The 15,268-nt window shown below is 72.7% G+C and carries 10 protein-coding genes; 7 read left to right on the top strand and 3 right to left on the bottom strand.

Annotated elements, in window-relative coordinates:
- Positions 1-29 precede the first annotated feature (29 nt).
- Entirely contained in the window at positions 30-1,313 is a 1,284-nt protein-coding gene (locus WMF27_RS44915; RefSeq protein WP_437762728.1) for an adenylosuccinate synthase, read from the top strand.
- Between the two features lie 85 nt (positions 1,314-1,398).
- Here WMF27_RS44915 and WMF27_RS44910 read toward each other — a convergent pair whose 3' ends face one another.
- Positions 1,399-1,917, bottom strand: a complete 519-nt coding sequence (locus WMF27_RS44910; RefSeq protein ID WP_437762729.1) for a hypothetical protein — start codon at positions 1,915-1,917, stop codon at positions 1,399-1,401.
- 665 nt (positions 1,918-2,582) lie between these two features.
- Here WMF27_RS44910 and WMF27_RS44905 point away from each other — a divergent pair.
- Both WMF27_RS44905 and WMF27_RS44900 read left to right on the top strand, forming a co-directional pair.
- Positions 2,583-3,386 carry a class I SAM-dependent methyltransferase gene (locus WMF27_RS44905; RefSeq protein ID WP_437762730.1) on the top strand — a complete coding sequence of 268 codons (804 nt, stop codon included), beginning with the start codon at positions 2,583-2,585 and terminating at the stop codon, positions 3,384-3,386.
- A 455-nt stretch (positions 3,387-3,841) separates the two neighbouring features.
- A complete protein-coding gene (locus WMF27_RS44900) occupies positions 3,842-4,687 on the top strand; it encodes a DUF4142 domain-containing protein (RefSeq protein ID WP_437762731.1) in 846 nt (281 codons plus the stop codon).
- 18 nt (positions 4,688-4,705) lie between these two features.
- Here the strand turns inward: WMF27_RS44900 and WMF27_RS44895 are convergent, their stop codons facing one another.
- Positions 4,706-5,374, bottom strand: coding sequence for a hypothetical protein (locus tag WMF27_RS44895; protein ID WP_044967360.1), 669 nt, complete (start codon positions 5,372-5,374; stop codon positions 4,706-4,708).
- Between the two features lie 186 nt (positions 5,375-5,560).
- On the opposite strand from WMF27_RS44895, the gene WMF27_RS44890 reads away from it, so the two are divergent.
- The 4 genes from WMF27_RS44890 to WMF27_RS44875 all read left to right on the top strand — a co-directional run bounded on the left by WMF27_RS44890 (position 5,561) and on the right by WMF27_RS44875 (position 9,714).
- Positions 5,561-6,754 (top strand): hypothetical protein, encoded by a 1,194-nt coding sequence (locus tag WMF27_RS44890; RefSeq protein ID WP_437762732.1) that lies wholly within the window; start codon positions 5,561-5,563, stop codon positions 6,752-6,754.
- Complete coding sequence (locus WMF27_RS44885) at positions 6,751-7,794, top strand: tetratricopeptide repeat protein (RefSeq protein WP_437762733.1); 1,044 nt, start codon at positions 6,751-6,753, stop codon at positions 7,792-7,794. The genes WMF27_RS44890 and WMF27_RS44885 overlap by 4 nt, the downstream gene beginning before the upstream one ends.
- Before the next feature lie 39 nt (positions 7,795-7,833).
- Entirely contained in the window at positions 7,834-9,141 is a 1,308-nt protein-coding gene (locus WMF27_RS44880) for a hypothetical protein (RefSeq protein ID WP_437762734.1), read from the top strand.
- 120 nt (positions 9,142-9,261) lie between these two features.
- Positions 9,262-9,714: a hypothetical protein gene (locus WMF27_RS44875; RefSeq protein ID WP_437762735.1), complete on the top strand. Its 453-nt coding sequence runs from the start codon at positions 9,262-9,264 to the stop codon at positions 9,712-9,714.
- A gap of 12 nt (positions 9,715-9,726) precedes the next feature.
- Here the strand turns inward: WMF27_RS44875 and WMF27_RS44870 are convergent, their stop codons facing one another.
- Positions 9,727-15,075, bottom strand: a complete 5,349-nt coding sequence (locus tag WMF27_RS44870; protein ID WP_437762736.1) for an AAA family ATPase — start codon at positions 15,073-15,075, stop codon at positions 9,727-9,729.
- Positions 15,076-15,268: the final 193 nt, after the last annotated feature.

Below are 15,268 nucleotides of genomic sequence, written 5' to 3'. Positions count from 1 at the left end.
GGGCCACGTGATTCAAGAGGAGCTTCGGAATGACCGCGATCGTGATCGTCGGCGCACAATGGGGCGACGAGGGCAAGGGCAAGGTCGTCGACCTTTATACGGAGAGCGCCGACCTCGTGGTGCGCTACGCCGGCGGGCCCAACGCCGGCCACACGCTGGTGGTGGGCGGGGAGAAGCTCATCGTTCGGCTCATCCCGAGCGGCATCCTCCGCTCGAACGCCCGCTGCGTGATGGCGCAGGGCATGGTGGTCGATCCCGGGGTGCTCGTCTCCGAGATCGACGCGGTGGAGGCGCGGGGCTGCTCGACGCAGGGGCGGCTGTTCGTGTCGGATCGCGCGCACCTGATCTTGCCGTTCCACCCGCTCATCGACTCGCTCCGCGAGGCGGCGGCGGCCGACGGCGTGCGGCTCGGGACGACCAAGCGCGGCATCGGCCCCTGCTACGAGGACAAGGCGTCGCGGCGCGGGGCGCGGCTCGGCGATCTGCGCGACATGAAGCGGCTCGCGCAGCTCGTGTCGCGCTCGCTCGAGGCGTGGACGCCGACGCTGCGCGCCCTGGGCGGCGAGCCGCCGTCGCTCGACGCGATCCTCGACGAGCTCACGCCGCTGGCGAAGCGCATCACGCCGCTGCTCGCCGACACGTCGCAGCTCATCGACGGCGCGCTCCGCCGCGGCGAGCGCGTGCTGCTCGAGGGGGCGCAGGGGACGCTCCTCGACATCGATCACGGCACGTTCCCGTTCGTGACGTCGTCGTCGGCGATCGCGGGCGGCGCGTGCGTCGGCGCCGGGGTCGGCCCGACGCGCATCCGCCGCGTGCTCGGCCTGGCGAAGGCGTACTGCACGCGCGTGGGCGAGGGGCCGTTCCCGACCGAGCTCGACGGCCCGCTCGGCGAGCGGCTCCGGTCGGTGGGCGGCGAGTACGGCTCGGTGACCGGCCGGCCGCGGCGGACCGGGTGGCTGGACCTGCCGGCGCTGCGCTACGCGGCGCGGGTGAACGGCCTCGACGGGATCGCGCTCACCAAGCTCGACGTGCTGACCGGCATGCCGGAGCTCAAGGTGTGCGTCGCCTACGACACGCCGTCGGGGCGCACGCGGGAGTTCCCGATCGACGACATCGCGACGGCGAAGCCGGTGCTCGAGACGGTGGCCGAGTGGAGCGAGCCGATCGACGCCGCCCGATCCATGACGGAGCTGCCCGCGGCGGCGCGGCAGTATGTGGAGATGGTCGAGAAGGAGACCGGCGTGCCGGTCGACGTCGTCTCGGTCGGCGCGGACCGCGAGGCGACCATCGTCCGGCGCAACGCGTTCGCCTGAGGGGCGGGACCTCGGCTCACCGCAGCGGGCGATGACCCGCCGTCTCGTCCCGCGGGATGCTCGTCCGGACGTTCAGCTTCGATGATTACTGGCCCGAGCCGCCGCCCGGCGTGTGAGAGCCGCCGCTCTTGCTGCCGCCGCCGGGCGTGCCGCCCCGCTGGCCGCTGCCGCCGCCCGGCGTGCTGGTCCCGCCCGGCGCGCCGGTTCCGCCGCCCGGCGGCGCGATAGACCCGCCGCCCGGCGTGCCGCCGGTGCCCGGCGTGCCGCCCGTGCTCGGCGTGCCGCCCGTCGTGCCGCCGGTGCCCGGCGTGCCTCCTGGCGTGCCTCCTGGCGTGCCGCCGGTGCCCGGCCTGCGCTGGGTGCCGCTGCCCCACTCCTGCGTGCCGCCCTGGGTGCCTTGCCCGCTCTGGGCGCCTCCGCCCGGCTCTCCCATCTCTCCTCCACCTTCAGGCATCGTACCCGTGCCGGGCGTCCCGCTCTCGGGCGCTCCCGGGGTCTCTCCGCCCGCCGGTGCGGGCGCCGGCGAGGCCGCCTCTCCGCCTCGATTGCCCCCGCAGGCCACGAGCGGCAGCGCGGTCAGGACTACCAGAAACATGCTTCGCATGATGTGTCTCCCAGGTCGTTTGCGTTCGCGGCTCGTGCCGAGCCGCCGGCGATGCGGACGCGCCCGTGCGCGCGAAGGCCGCCTCCGGAGCCTGGCGGCGTAGCGTCCCGCGCTCGACATGCTGGGGCCGGATACGGCCCTCGGGATCGAGACGACGCCGGAACGGCGCATCGGGCCGCGCCCGATCGAGAGCCGTTAACCCCTCGGGACACGAACAACGCCTGACGCCGGCCGGCGCGCGCTCGACGACAGGCGCTCAGCCGGTCACGGAGCGAGCGAATCGATCCACACGCGCCACACGCCACGGCGCCCGGGCCGCGCTGGCCCAGGTCCGGCGGCAGGGCAGCGGCGTGCTCATCAGAAGCCGCGCGGGAAGGGGCGCCCCCTGCGCGCCGCGGTCGTCGAGCTCTCGGCCGTCGCACCCGCCGCGACAGGCCTCCTGTGGCTCCGCTCAAGGCTGCTCGCCTCGACGCGCGGCGGTGACGGCGCGCTCCCTTGAAGGCGTCTGGACATATCGCCGGCACAAGCGCGCTTTACAGCCCGGGCCGAACAGCTCACCCGCTGTGCGCCGCTCGACAGATCGATGCCGCTGGAAGAAGGTGGGGCGAAGTCGGCAGGGAGAAGTTCGCTTTTCCTCCAGGGGATCGATTATTCTGTCCATTCCTATGGCCGAGGACAGCTACGTGTTTGCGGGTTCGGAGCGTGCGCGAGAGCTGGAGCGCCTGCGGCGGATCGAGGGCTTCTTCGACCCCGGCAGCCGGCGCCTTCTCAAGGCGTCCGGGATGGGGCCCGGCTGGAGCTGCCTCGAGGTGGGAGCCGGCGCCGGGTCGATCGCCTGCTGGATGGCAGAGCGCGTGGGCCTCGAGGGCGAGGTGGTCGCGGTCGACCTCGATGTCGGGTTCATGGACGCTTCTCCGCCGCCGGGCGTCCGGATCATCGAGGGCGACATCCGCCAGCTCAACTTCCACGCGGCGCGCTTCGATCTGGTGCACGCCCGCTACGTGCTCGTCCACAACGCGGATTTCCAGGATCTCCTCGACGCCATGCTCGCGGCGCTGAAGCCCGGCGGCCACCTGGTGCTCGAGGAGCCGGATTTCACCGCGGCGAGGGGCGCCTCCGGTCCGGATATCGAGGCTTTCGATCGGGTCAATCGGTCGATCCTCGCGATGTTCGAGGCCGACGGCAAGGACCCCGGCCTCGGCCTGCGCCTTCCCGCGATCCTGACGTCGCGAGGGCTCGCCATCGAGGCTGTCGAGAACGAGGTGCCGCTGTGCCCGGGCGGTCACCCGCTGTCCGAGATCATGAGCCTCTCAGCCACCCAGCTCCAGCACAGGTACCTCGCGACAGGGCGGGTCAGCGCGGAAGATCTCGCCGGCTACGCCCGGTTCGCGGCCGATCCGTCGGCGTGGGGTGTCTACTATGGCACCGTCGGCGTCCTGGCCCGCAAACCGGCCAGGAGCTCCGACTGACGTCCTTCTCCCGCCCGGGCGGCCAGGTGACGGGGACCGAGCGCCCGACTCCGGGCCCGTCCTCCAGCAAAGCGGCGAACTCCGTCCTGCGCTCTCCGTCGAGCTCGGACATGGCACCACGCTGATCCTCCGACAGCGCCGCTCCCGGCCCCCGCCCGCGCTCGCGCGGGGATTCCAGCGCCGCCGCCCGGGCGGCGCCCGCGTCCGTTCATCGACGTCGAGAGGTGGCACCTCTGCGCCGGTCCGTCGCGCGGCACGGACGATTCAGCCGATCCTGCGCGCTGGTGAGAATTGCCTATTTGATGTTCTCGCGGCTTGCGTCTCCCAACAACAGTTCAAGATACGTGACGGGGCGGGCCAGGCATCACCGCCGAGCGCTCCAGCGCCGGCCCCGCTTCCGTCAATGACATGGGGGAATTATGAACATTCGAGTCGACTCTCTTCGTTTTGCATGGATGGCAGCCCTCGCGCTCGCGGGGACCAGCGCTTGCTCCGTCGCGGCGGGAGACGGTGTTCTGGTGGCGGCGGACGAAGACAGCACGGAGGAGGCGGTCGAGTCCACCTCACAGGCCTTCTCGCTCACCATGCCGCAGCTCGCCGCGGTGCTCGCCGCCTTCAACGCGCTCGAGATCAGCGACGCGCAATTGGCCCGGGCCAAGGCGTCGGACGCGCACGTCTTCGAGCTCGCCCAGACGCTGTTCGATCATCACACCGCCACGAGCGAGCAGCTCGCGCTCGCGCTCACGCAGATGGGCATGGCGCCGGTGGACAACGAGATCAGCCTGGCGCTGATCGAGCAGGGCGCGGCGGATCAGCAGCAGCTCACGGGGCTCGCGGGGCCCAGCTTCGACTGGACGTTCGTCAATGTTCAGATCTATCGACACCGGGAGTTCCTCGCCCATCTCCAGGAGCAGATGGCCATCGTGGGGCCCGAGCTGCACCCGGGGCTCTCTCACCTCGTCCCGGAGGTCCTGAGCGCCACGAAGCGGAACCTCTCGTTCGCCACGTCGCTCCTCGCGCTCATCGGCAGCCCGTACATTCCGGAGGGCGGCTATCCGCCTGGCGTCCCCTATTTCGGCAATTACGGCACCTACGGCAGCTACATCGACTACGGCAATTACGGCAACTACGGCAACTACGGCAACTACGGGGGCGGCTTCGCCAACAACGCGCCTTCCTACGGCCCCGTGTACTTCGGCGCCAACGGGCCTTACTCGCCCGCCGTCTCCCCCTACTACGGGGTTTACGGCCGCAGCACGCCGTCTGGCTTCGGCGCGCCCAGCCCGTACCCCCGCCCGTGAGCCGAGGGGCGCGGCGCGCTACAGGCGGCGCCGCGCCCGGCCGCGATCCGGGATGACCGCGTGGATCTCCGCCTCGCTGAAGCCAGCCGCCCTGTAGAGACGCTTCAGGTGCACCAGCTCGATGTGCGCGCTCTTCGCCACCGAGGCGCGGATGCGGTCGAGCACGCTCAGCCGCTCCAGCGGCAGCCGGGTCGCCTCGACCGTCGAGCGCACCGCCGCCGCCGCCGACTTCACCTCGGCCGCCGCGGCCTGCGCCTTGTCCAGGCTGAGCTTCGGGTGGATCCCCGAGCCGAGCAGCTGCGCGAGCACCTCCAGCCGATCCGGCTGCCCCGTGAGATCGCCGTCCTCGTCGTCCGCGAAGTAGGCCACGCCGCCCGGGAACAGGATCGACAGCGCAGGATCCGCGGAGGGGCGCCCCACGGCGTTCCAGACGTCGTCGGCGACCTTGCCGAGCGCGTCGTCGGCGCGCGCGGACTCGGCCTCGACCTTGGCGAGCAGCGGCTCCGCCTCGGAGCGCGCGGCGTTGCGCTGGGCCTCCACCCCGTCGAAGAGCGTCAGCACGGGCACGAGCCGCTGCTCGGCGAGCTCCCGGAGGGGCCCGCCCTTCGCAGAAGCGCTGTGGAGCGTCGCGCGCACGTCACCGATGATGTCGTCCGCTGGCGCATCCTTGCGAATTACCTCGCCCATGATGTCGATCCTCCTCAAGCTCCAAGGCTGCGGAGTCCAGCGAAACACGACCCGCGAACGCCCCCCGTCGACGCTGTCACCTCGGGCACCATAACGGACCAGCGCCCACCCGATCAACCGGATCGCAGCCCTGCGCCGCCGGCCCCGGCGTGAGCCTCCAGCGCGCCTCCCTGGTACACTCTCGCCGTGCACCTCGGCCCGCTGCTGCTCACGGCCCTGCTCGTCCTCCCGCTCGCCGCGCGCGCCGGACAGGCCGGCGATCTGGTCGCCGCCGCGGCGGCGGCGGGGCGTCCGCCCGAGTGCGCGGCGCGATCCGGCCGGGCCATCGCGCGGGGGCCCACCGTCTGGGAGCGCGCGCGGGCGCCTGAGCTCCCGCGCTACTGCGACCTGCTCGCGCGCGGCCATGCGCAGCTCGGCGGCGACGCCGGGGCGGCGCGCGAGTCGGCGCGCCTCGCCGACCAGCTCCTCCCGGGGCACGCGGCGCCGCAGGTCCTGATCGCCCGCGCCGCCCTCGCGCTCGGCTCGCCCGAGGACGCCGCGCGCGCCTTCGAGCGGGCGCGGAGCGTCGATCCCCGCAGCGTCGAGGATCCGCAGACGATGCACGACCTCGCGCGCTCGCTCGCCCGCACCGGCAAGCGCGGCGAGGCGATCGCGATCTACCGCGCGCTCGTCCCGCGGATCGATCTGCTCGGGACCGCGGACCGGCGCGCGCTCGTGCTGCTCGAGGCGGCGCACCTGTCGATGGCCACCGCGGGCGCGGCGTCCGTCGCCGGCGCGAGCGCGAGGCCGCCCACCAGCGCGCACAGAGACGCGCACAGAGACGCGCACAGAGAGGCGGCCGCCCGCGGGGACCTCGACGAGGCGATCGCCTACCTGCGCGAGGCGCGCCTGCGCGCGCAGACGCAGCTCGCCCGCGACGTCACGCTGTCGCTCGCGCTCGCGCTGGACCGCTCCGGCGACAAGGCCCAGGCGGACGCCGCGCTCGAAGGCGACGCGGGCGCGCTGGAGCCCGCGCGCCCGCGCGGCGAGGGTGCGCGCGGGCGCGCGGAAGACCGGAGCGCCGGCGCGGCCGCGCGCGAGCGGACCGCGGACGACCTCGCCAGCGCGGCGGCGCGCCTGCGCACCGTCGAGTACCTCGCGGTCCCGGAGGACAGGCTCGCCCTCGAGGCGCTCGCGCTGGAGCGGGCCATGACGGGGGCCGCGATCGCGCGCTGGGAGGCGTACCTGTCGGGCGCCGGCGGCCAGGGGCCGTGGGCCCCGGCGGCGCGCGCGCGCCTCGACGCGCTCCGGCGAGGCGCCGGCGGCGGAGGCCACCGGCCCGCGCGCGCCCCGCAGGAGCGGAGCGCGGCGCCGCGGCCAAGCGCGGGAGGGGCGCGGTGACGCGGCCATCGCCCCCGCCCCGGCGGTCGCCCCTGCCGCGGCGCTCGCGCCCGCCGGGCGCCGCGGCGCTCCTTGCGTTCGCGCTCGCGGCGGGGCCCCTCCACGCAGCGCCGACCGTCTGGTCCCGCGCGCTCGATCCGGCGGCCGACGAGCGCGAGGAGCTCATCTCCCAGGCGGACGCGCTCCTCGCGCGGTACGACCAGCTCCGGCGCTCGCCGCTCCTGGAGCGCGTCGAGGAGATCGGCCCGCTCTGGCTGCGCGAGGCGCGCGCCCTGTACGAGCGCGCCGGCGCGGCGACGTCGCGCGCCCCTTCGGTGCGGCTGCGCTACGCCGACATCCTGGAGCACCTCGGCGACGTGCAGGGCGCCGTCGCGACGCTCGAGGGGCTCCTGCGGCTCCAGCCGCCGGCGCCTTTCCGGGCCGACGCGTGGCACGCGCTGGCGGTCTGCTACGCGCGGCTCGGCAGGTACACGGACGAGATCGAGGCGTACGACGAGGCGCTGGTGCTCGAGCCGCACGCGGTCTCGCGGGCGCTGCTGCTGGCCAACCAGGCCGAGGCCTACATGGCGCTCGGCGACGTCACGTCGGCGGTCGAGGGGTACCGCGCCTCGCTCTCGACCCTCGGGTCGCTCGACATGGTCCGTTACGGCGTGACCACGCTCTGGGGGCTCGCGGTGGCGCTCGACCGGTCCGGCGACCTGGAGGGAGGCATCGAGAACATCCGGCTCGCGAGGACCTACGACCGGGCCGACCAGCAGATCAACGGCGCCGGCTGGTTCTACGTGCCTGCCCACGACGAGGCCTGGTACGCGGCGCTCGGCCACTGGGCCGCGGCGCGGAGCGCCGAGCTCGGCGCCGCGCGCGCGGAGGCCTACCTGCAGGCCGTGGCCGCGTGGGAGTCCTACATCGCCCGGGCGCCGGGGAACGATCACTGGCTGCCGCTGGCGAAGGTGCGGCGAGCGCAGTGCGAGAGGGAATCGGAACAGACGTTGAAGACGTTGAGGCGCCTGCGCAAGCTCGCGGCGCCGCAGCGGCGCTGAGCCGAGGCGGCGCGCGCTTCAGCGTCTGGACGGCCGCGCGTGCGCGTGGTGCGCGTGGTGCGCGTGGTGCGCGTGGTGCGCGTGGTGCGCGTGGTGCGCGTGGTCACCGAGGGCGCTCTGGTCGTACAGCGCACAGCGGGCGATGGCGAGAGCCCCCTTTACGACCCCGGCCGGCAGGTTCACCTTAACGTGGTCGCCCTCGCGCGCGGGGGCGGCGCCGGCCAGCTCACCCCGGACGGAGGATCCATCGAGATGCGTGACTCGGTGTTCGATGAGCATGTGCTCTGGTCCGGGCGTCCCAAGGTCGTCGCGACGCCGATGCTCTACCTCGTGGGCGCGGCGGTCTGCGGCGTGACCTCCGCGATCAGCACCGCGTCCGCCGTCGTCGTGAGCAAGGCGCTCGACGCGTCGCCGAACCAGCTGCTCGCCTTCGCGGCCTGGATGGCGAGCCTCGCGGTGGCGTTCAGCTACCTGCCGCGCTGGTGGCGCTCGGAGCTGGAGTACATGCTCACCGATCGGCACATCGTCGTGCAGCGCGGGAAGCTCCGGCGCTCCATCGAGCGGCGGTCGATCAGCTACGCGCGCATCCACTGGAACCCGAAGCACCCCGGCGTCGGCGACCTCGAGCTCGTCAGGGCGGTGCCGACCGGCGCCCTCCGGCGGCGGCTGTCGATCGTGCTGACCGGGGTCGTGGCCCCGGATCGCGTCTGGGCGATCCTCCGGGGCGTGGTCCCGTCGGCGCCCGCGGGCGACGGTCACCGCCTGCTCTCGCAGCGCCTCGACGAGGGCGAGCGGGTGCTCTGGTCGGCGCACCCGGCCGACGGCTGGCACAAGTGGCTCCCGAGCGGCCTGCGCGGCGTCGGCTCGGTCCTGCTCGGCGTGCTCCTCGGCGGCTTCGCGGTGGTCACGGCGGTGCACGCCGTGCGCAGCATCCGCATCGTGACCGCGGCGGGCATGGATCCGGAGAGCGTCTCCTTCGTGGCGCTGGTCGCGTCCCTCTCGCTCACGATCGTGCTGCTCGTCGCCGCGGGCGCGGCGATGCTCTACATGTCGGTGGTGCGCCCCGCGCGGCTCTCGGCGCGGACGCGGTACCTCATCACCGATCGGCGCGTGCTCATCCAGCGGGGCGACGAGGAGCTGCACCTCGATCGCTCGCGCATCGTCGACGTGATCGACGCGCCGGGCGCCGGGGGCCTGAGGGACGTGTTCCTCGTGCTCGACGGCCCGCGCGCCCGCGCCGTCGCCGCGAGCGGCGCCTTCGGCGAGGCGCCGGGCGCCGGGCTCCAGCCTGTGCTGCACCGGGTCGCGGACGTGGACTCGGTGCGGCAGATCCTGCGGCCGGCGTAGTCCGCTGCGCGGTGCCGTTCAGACTGGATCTCGAGCGCTGCCTCACACTCGAGCCTCGATCCTGCGCCTCCGCGCTCGGCGGTGTACCCCGCGCACGCTGGATCGGGGTAAGGAACCCTCATGCCGATCGTTCAGATCTCCGATCCGCAACAGCCTACGCCGACGAGCTGCGGCGTCATCCTCTTCCGCCTCGATCTCCAGACGGGTGATGTCCACGGCACCTTCGCCCTCGCCCTCTACGAGGGTGAGCTCGCGCGCGAGACCGGAGTCAAAATCAGCGGCCTGCCGGGAGATTTCGCGGGCGAGTACTCGGTCACCACCCTGCGCCCCGACGGGACCACGTTCGCTCATGGCCGCATGATCGCCAGGCGGCTCGGCGCGCAGGGCGTCTACCTGGTCCACTGGGACCTCGAGCCGGTCCCGGAGGCGCTCCAGGATCTCGGCTATGTCCCGGGGACGCGGCTCATCTACGAGGCGATAGGGATGACGCTCGGAGGCGGCGCGGAGATCGCGGTCGCCTGGGACAACAACGTCTTCGCGCGGCGCTGGCCCCAGGGCTCCGCCCCGCAATAGAGAGCCCCGGCCTCAGCCAGGCAGCGTGACGATGAACGTCGCGCCCTCTCCCTCCTGGCCATCGACCCGGATCGTGCCCCGGTGGGCCTGGACGATGTCGTAGCTCAGCGACAGCCCGAGGCCCGTGCCCTGGCCCGTGGGCTTCGTCGTGAAGAACGGGTGGAAGATCTTGTCCCGCAGCGCCTCGGGGACGCCGACCCCGTTGTCGCGCACCCGGATCTCGACCTCGCGCCCGAGCCGCCGCGTGCTCACCATCAGCGTCGGCACGTACGGCCCGGCCGCCGAGCGCTGCTTCTCTCGCAGCGCGTGGAAGGCGTTCGTCAGGAGGTTCACGAACACCCGCCCGATCTCCTGCGGCACCAGCTCGATCGCGCCCACCGCCGCGTCGTAATCGCGCTCGATGATGACGTTCAGATCGAGCTTCTGCGCCCGCATCCCGTGGTAGGCGAGGCTCACGTACTGATCGAGCAGCCCGTTCAGCCCGACGCTCTGGCGCTCCCCCGTGCCGCCGCTCGCGTGCTGCATCATCCCCCGCACGATCCCGTCGGTGCGCCGCCCGTTCTCGGCGATCTTCTCGGCGCTCTGCTTGAGGCTCACCACCAGATCCTCGATCTCGGCGACCCGGAGATCCCGGTTCGACGCGAGCCCGTCCAGGATCTCGGCGGCGATATCGACGTTCGCCTCGGCGAAGTTGTTGATGAAGTTGAGCGGGTTCTTGATCTCGTGCGCGATGCCCGCGGTGAGCTGCCCGAGCGAGGCCATCTTCTCCGATTGCACGAGCTGGAACTGCGTCGCCTTGAGGTGATGCAGCGCCTCCTCGAGGTCGGCGTTCTTCTTCCGCAGCTCCGCCGTCCGCTCCCCGACCCGCTGCTCGAGCTGCCCGTAGAGCACCGCGTTCTCGATGGACACCGCCATCTGGGCCGAGAGCAGCCGCAAGACCTCCAGCCGCTCCTGCGTGAACGCGCCCGTGGCCAGGTTGTTCTCGAGATAGAGCACGCCGATGAGCTTGCCCTGGTTGACGAGCGGCATGCACAGGACCGACCGCGTCTGGTTCCGCGTGATGTAGGGGCTCTGGGTGAAATCGCCCTCGTGCGCCGCGTCGCCGAGCAGCACGCTCTCGCGGGTCCGCTCCACGTAGACCGCGATGCTCTCCGCGAACTGCCCCCCCTCCACGGAGGACACCAGCTCCAGCTCCGTGACCGCAGGGGCGGCCCGCGGGTCGGCCGGATCCACGCGCGCCTCCACGCTGGGGATGAGCTCCTCGCCCTGCGCGAGCAGCAAGACGCCGCGCTCGGCCCCCGCGTTCTCGACGACGATGGTCATCAGCTTGGTGAGCAGCCGCTCCAGCACGAGCTCGCTGGCGATCGCCTGCGACGCCTTGAGCACGCTGCCCAGATCGAGCACCCGCGACGTCTGCTGCCGAGTGCTCGTGGTGGTGAGCGTCGTCCGGTCGAGGGGCGCCTCGGCCAGCGGCTGCAGCGGGTTGAGCTCCGCGTCGAGCAGCGCCACCTTGCGCCGCGCGCCCCAGAGCTCGAAGCCATAACGCGCGTCGGCGAGGTAATCCCTGCCGAGCCGCTCCTTCCCGCGCCGGAGCCAGAACCTGCCGCAGAGCTCGCTCGCGAGCGCCTCGTCCTGGAGGAACCCGTGCGCCCTCGCCGAGGAGATCGCGCGCTCGTACAGCGCGATGGCCTCCCCGGTCTCGCCCGCGAGCCGCGCCAGCTCGGCCCCGACCAGCGCGTGCATGTGCGAGAACGTCTCCGGGCAGACCTCCGCCCAGCGCCCCAGCTGATCCCGCCTCGCCGCGGCGGCCTCCTGGAAGGCCCGCCGCTCGTCCGCCCCGGCGCCGTCGGCCAGCGCCGCGAGGCACAGCGCATGATGAAACTGGTGCTCCGCCGACGCCACGTTGCCGGTGACGGCCGAGATGAGCGCCTCGGCCCTCGTCGCCGCGGCGCGCGCCCCCGCCAGATCGCCGTGCAGGTACAGCGTCTGCGTCTTCAGGATGTGATGGTAACAGAGCGCCATCACGCTCTGGTTCGCCTCGCATGCAGCCAGGTAATCGGCCTCGGCGGCGGGATCCGGCGCGGCGCCCCCGGCCCTGCCCGAGAGGTCCGCGAGCACGAGCTCCAGCCCGCGGATGATGTCGATCGCGATCTGGTTCTTGCTCTTCTGGTTGAAGTGCAAAAACTCCGGCAGATCCGCGAGCACCTGGGCGAGGGGCCTGCCCTCGTACAGCTGGTTGAACAGCTTGTAGATGAGGATGTAGCCCGCGTACCGCAGCTCCCCGGCCTCGAGCCCCGCCTTGTACCCGGCGTCGTTGACCGCCTGGGCCGCCGGCAGGTGCTTCACCCACGGTAGAAGGAAATTGCCGAGGGCGAAGCAGCTGTTGCAGACGTCGCCGGGGCTGTTGAACCGCTCGCCGAGCCGCACCGCGAGCACCCCCATCTCGTAGCCCGCGAGCTGCTGGCCCCGGAACCCCGAGAGCACGATCCCGAAGAACGCGAAGATCGAGCAGGCGCCGGGGGCGAGCCCGTACTGGAGGCTCAGGCCGACCGACTTCGTGACGGTGAACGCGTAGAGCTGCCGGTCCACGTAGAACGTCGCCGAGAGCACGTTCGAGAGCAGCTTGAGCGCGGCCTTGCCGGCGGGGTCCTCCACGGCGGGCGCCTCCAGCAGCGACTCGAGGGGGCGATCGCCGAGCCGGCGGTCGACGTCCGCGAGCTCCGCCTCGAGCGCCGCGCCGAGATCCCGCTCGGGCAGGTCGATGCCGAGCAGGGCGAGCCCGCGCCGGGCCACGTCGATGGCCTCCGCGTACCGCCCGACCATGGTGCAATGGCTGACCAGCGCGTCGTAGACGCCGGCCTGCTCGAGCGGCGTCCGCGCGTGATCGAGCAGCGCCCGGGTGAGCGCCTCGGCGCGCTCGTGGTTGCCGTTGAGCCCCTCGGCCTCCGCGAGCGCGCGGTGGAGATCCGCGGTGAGATCGTGGTGCTCTCCCCAGGAGCCCTCGGGCAGGAGCTCGAGCCCCGCGGCGAGGTACTCCCGCGCCGCGGCATAGGCGGTGGAGCTCTTCGCCCGCTTCCCGGCCTCCAGGTTCAGCCGGGCGATCTCGAGCCGCTCGGCCGGATCCGTGACGAGCCCCCGCCCCTGGTTCAGGTGCGTCGCGAGCTGGAAGATCCGCTCGGCCCGCTCCGGCCCGCTGATCTTCGAGAGGAGCAGCCGCCCGATCCTGAGGTGCACCGCGGGCCGCTCCGCCTCCTCGACGAGCGCATACGCCGCCTGCTGCACCCGGTCGTGCAAGAACCGGTAATGCCGCACGAGCAGCGAGGGATTCGTCGAGTCCTGGACCACCTCGAGCTCGGAGGCCGGGAGCAGGAGCCCCTCCAGCGCCGCCGCGAACAGCGCCTGGGACAGCGCCTCCTCGGACCTGCCCGCCACCAGCGAGAGCGCGCGCCCGTCGATCTCGCTGCCCATGCAGGCGCCGAGGCTGAGCGCCTGCTGGGTCGCGGCCGGCAGGCTGCGGATCTTGCCGATCATGAGATCGATGATGCCGTCGGTGACGCCCTTCGCCTCGATCCGGCCGAGGTCCCATTGCCACCGCCCCCGCTGCCGGTCGAAGGCGATGAAGCCTTCCTTGTGCACCGCCTTCAGCAGCTCGCTCACGAACAGCGGGTTGCCCTCGGTCTTGCGCACGATGAGCTCCGCCAGCGGGCGGACCCGCTCCGGCTCCGCGTGCATGGCCTGGCCGAGCAGCTCCTCCACGTGCTCGCGCGCGAGCGGCCCGAGGTGGATCTCGCGCACCGCCGTCCCGTACGCGCGGATGGCCGCGAGCGTCATCGCGAGCGGGTGAGCCGGCCCGACCTCGTTGTCCCGGTAGGCCCCGATCAGGAAGAGGTGCGCCAGGCGCTCCTCCCCGAGCACCCGCTCGAGCAGCCGCAGGCTGGCCGCGTCGGCCCATTGCAGGTCGTCGAGGAAGATCACGAGCGGGTGCTCCGGCTTCGCGAAGACCCGCAGGAAGCGCTCGAGCACCAGGTTGAAGCGGTTCTGCGTCTCCGTCGGCCCGAGCTCGGGCACCGGCGGCTGCGGCCCGAGGATCGCCTCCACCTCGGGGAGCACGTCGAGGATGACCTGCCCGTTCTGGCCGAGCGCGCCGCGCAGCGCCTCCTGCCACCCCGCGAGCCGCGCCTGGCTCTCCCCGAGGATCTGCCGCACCAGCGACCGGAACGCCGCCACCACGGCCGCGTAGGGCGTCGCCCGCTGGAGCTGGTCGTATTTCCCGCCGATGAAGTACCCCCGCCGCCGCGTGATCGGCTCGTACAGCTCGCGCACGAGCGCGCTCTTGCCGATGCCCGAGGAGCCGGTCACGAGGAGCAGCTCGGCCGCCCCGCGCGCCCCCTCGACGGCGCTCCGCGCGCCCTGCGCGACCCGCTCGAAGGTCGAGAGCAGCGCCTCCACCTCGCGCTCCCTGCCGTAGAGCCGCTGGGGGATCTGGAACCGCTCCGGCACGTCGCGCGCCCCGAGGTCGATCGCCCCCACCGCGCCCGTCTCGCGGAGCGCCGCGATGCACGCCTCGAGATCCGCCTTGATGCCGTACGTGCTCTGGTATCTCGCCTCGGGCGCCTTCTCCAGGAGCCGCATCACCACGTCCGACACCGCCCTCGGCACGCCCTTCGCCCGCGCGTGCGGCGGCGCCGGGAGCCTCGCCAGGTGGCAATGCACGAGCTCCATCGCGTCCTGCGCCGGGAAGGGGAGCGCCCCGGTGAAGAGCTCGTAGAGGGTGACGCCGAGCGAGTAGAAGTCGGTGCGGTAATCGATCGCCCGGTTGGTCCGGCCGGTCTGCTCGGGGGCGATGTACATGAGCGTCCCGTCGAGCACGTCCGGGCTCTTGAGGACGGGGTTCTCCCGCGAGAGCACGGTGGAGATGCCAAAGTCGATGATGGCGAGCCGCTCCCGCTCCGCGCTCCAGACGATGTTCGAGGGGTTGATGTCCTTGTGGATGATGCGCTGCTCGTGGAGCTGCCCGAGCGCGTCCACGACACGGACGGCGATGTCCAGCGCCTCGGCGAGCGGGGGCGTCCCCCGGCGCAGCAGCCTGTCCAGCGACTCCCCGCCGAAGTCCTCGATAGCCATGGTCCAGCCCTGCAGCTCGAGCCCGAGGCCATAGGCCCGGGGGACGCAGGGCAGCTCGAGCCCACGCTGCATATCGTATTCGCGCTGGAACCAGGCGAGCCGCTCGGGAGACGGGCGGAGCGGCTTCAGGATCTTGAGGATGAGGGGCTCCCCGTCCGCCTTGCGCAGGGCGCGGCAGACGCGGGTGTTGGTGCTGTCGTAGACCTGAGCCTGGTTCTCGTACCCGGGCAGGACCATGCTGGATCTAGCCTCGAAGCGCCGCGGGGCAGCGGGGCGAGTGGCGGAGGGCGGCGCTCATGGGAGCGGATTGGACCACGGTCCGCGGGACAAAGCCATGTCCCCGCCGGGGCAGGCGCTGATTCGACGCGGATTCGACGCTCTCGACCGGACGCGCGCGCGGCGCCTCCTCCCGCCGGAGGTGGCCGCGAGG

The sequence above is a fragment of the Sorangium sp. So ce281 genome (genome assembly GCF_051527395.1).
GTDB classification, from domain to species: Bacteria; Myxococcota_A; Polyangia; order Polyangiales; family Polyangiaceae; genus Sorangium; species Sorangium cellulosum_B.
The sequence above is the reverse complement of the archived record's forward strand: the minus strand, read 5'-3'. Positions and strand labels throughout refer to the sequence as shown.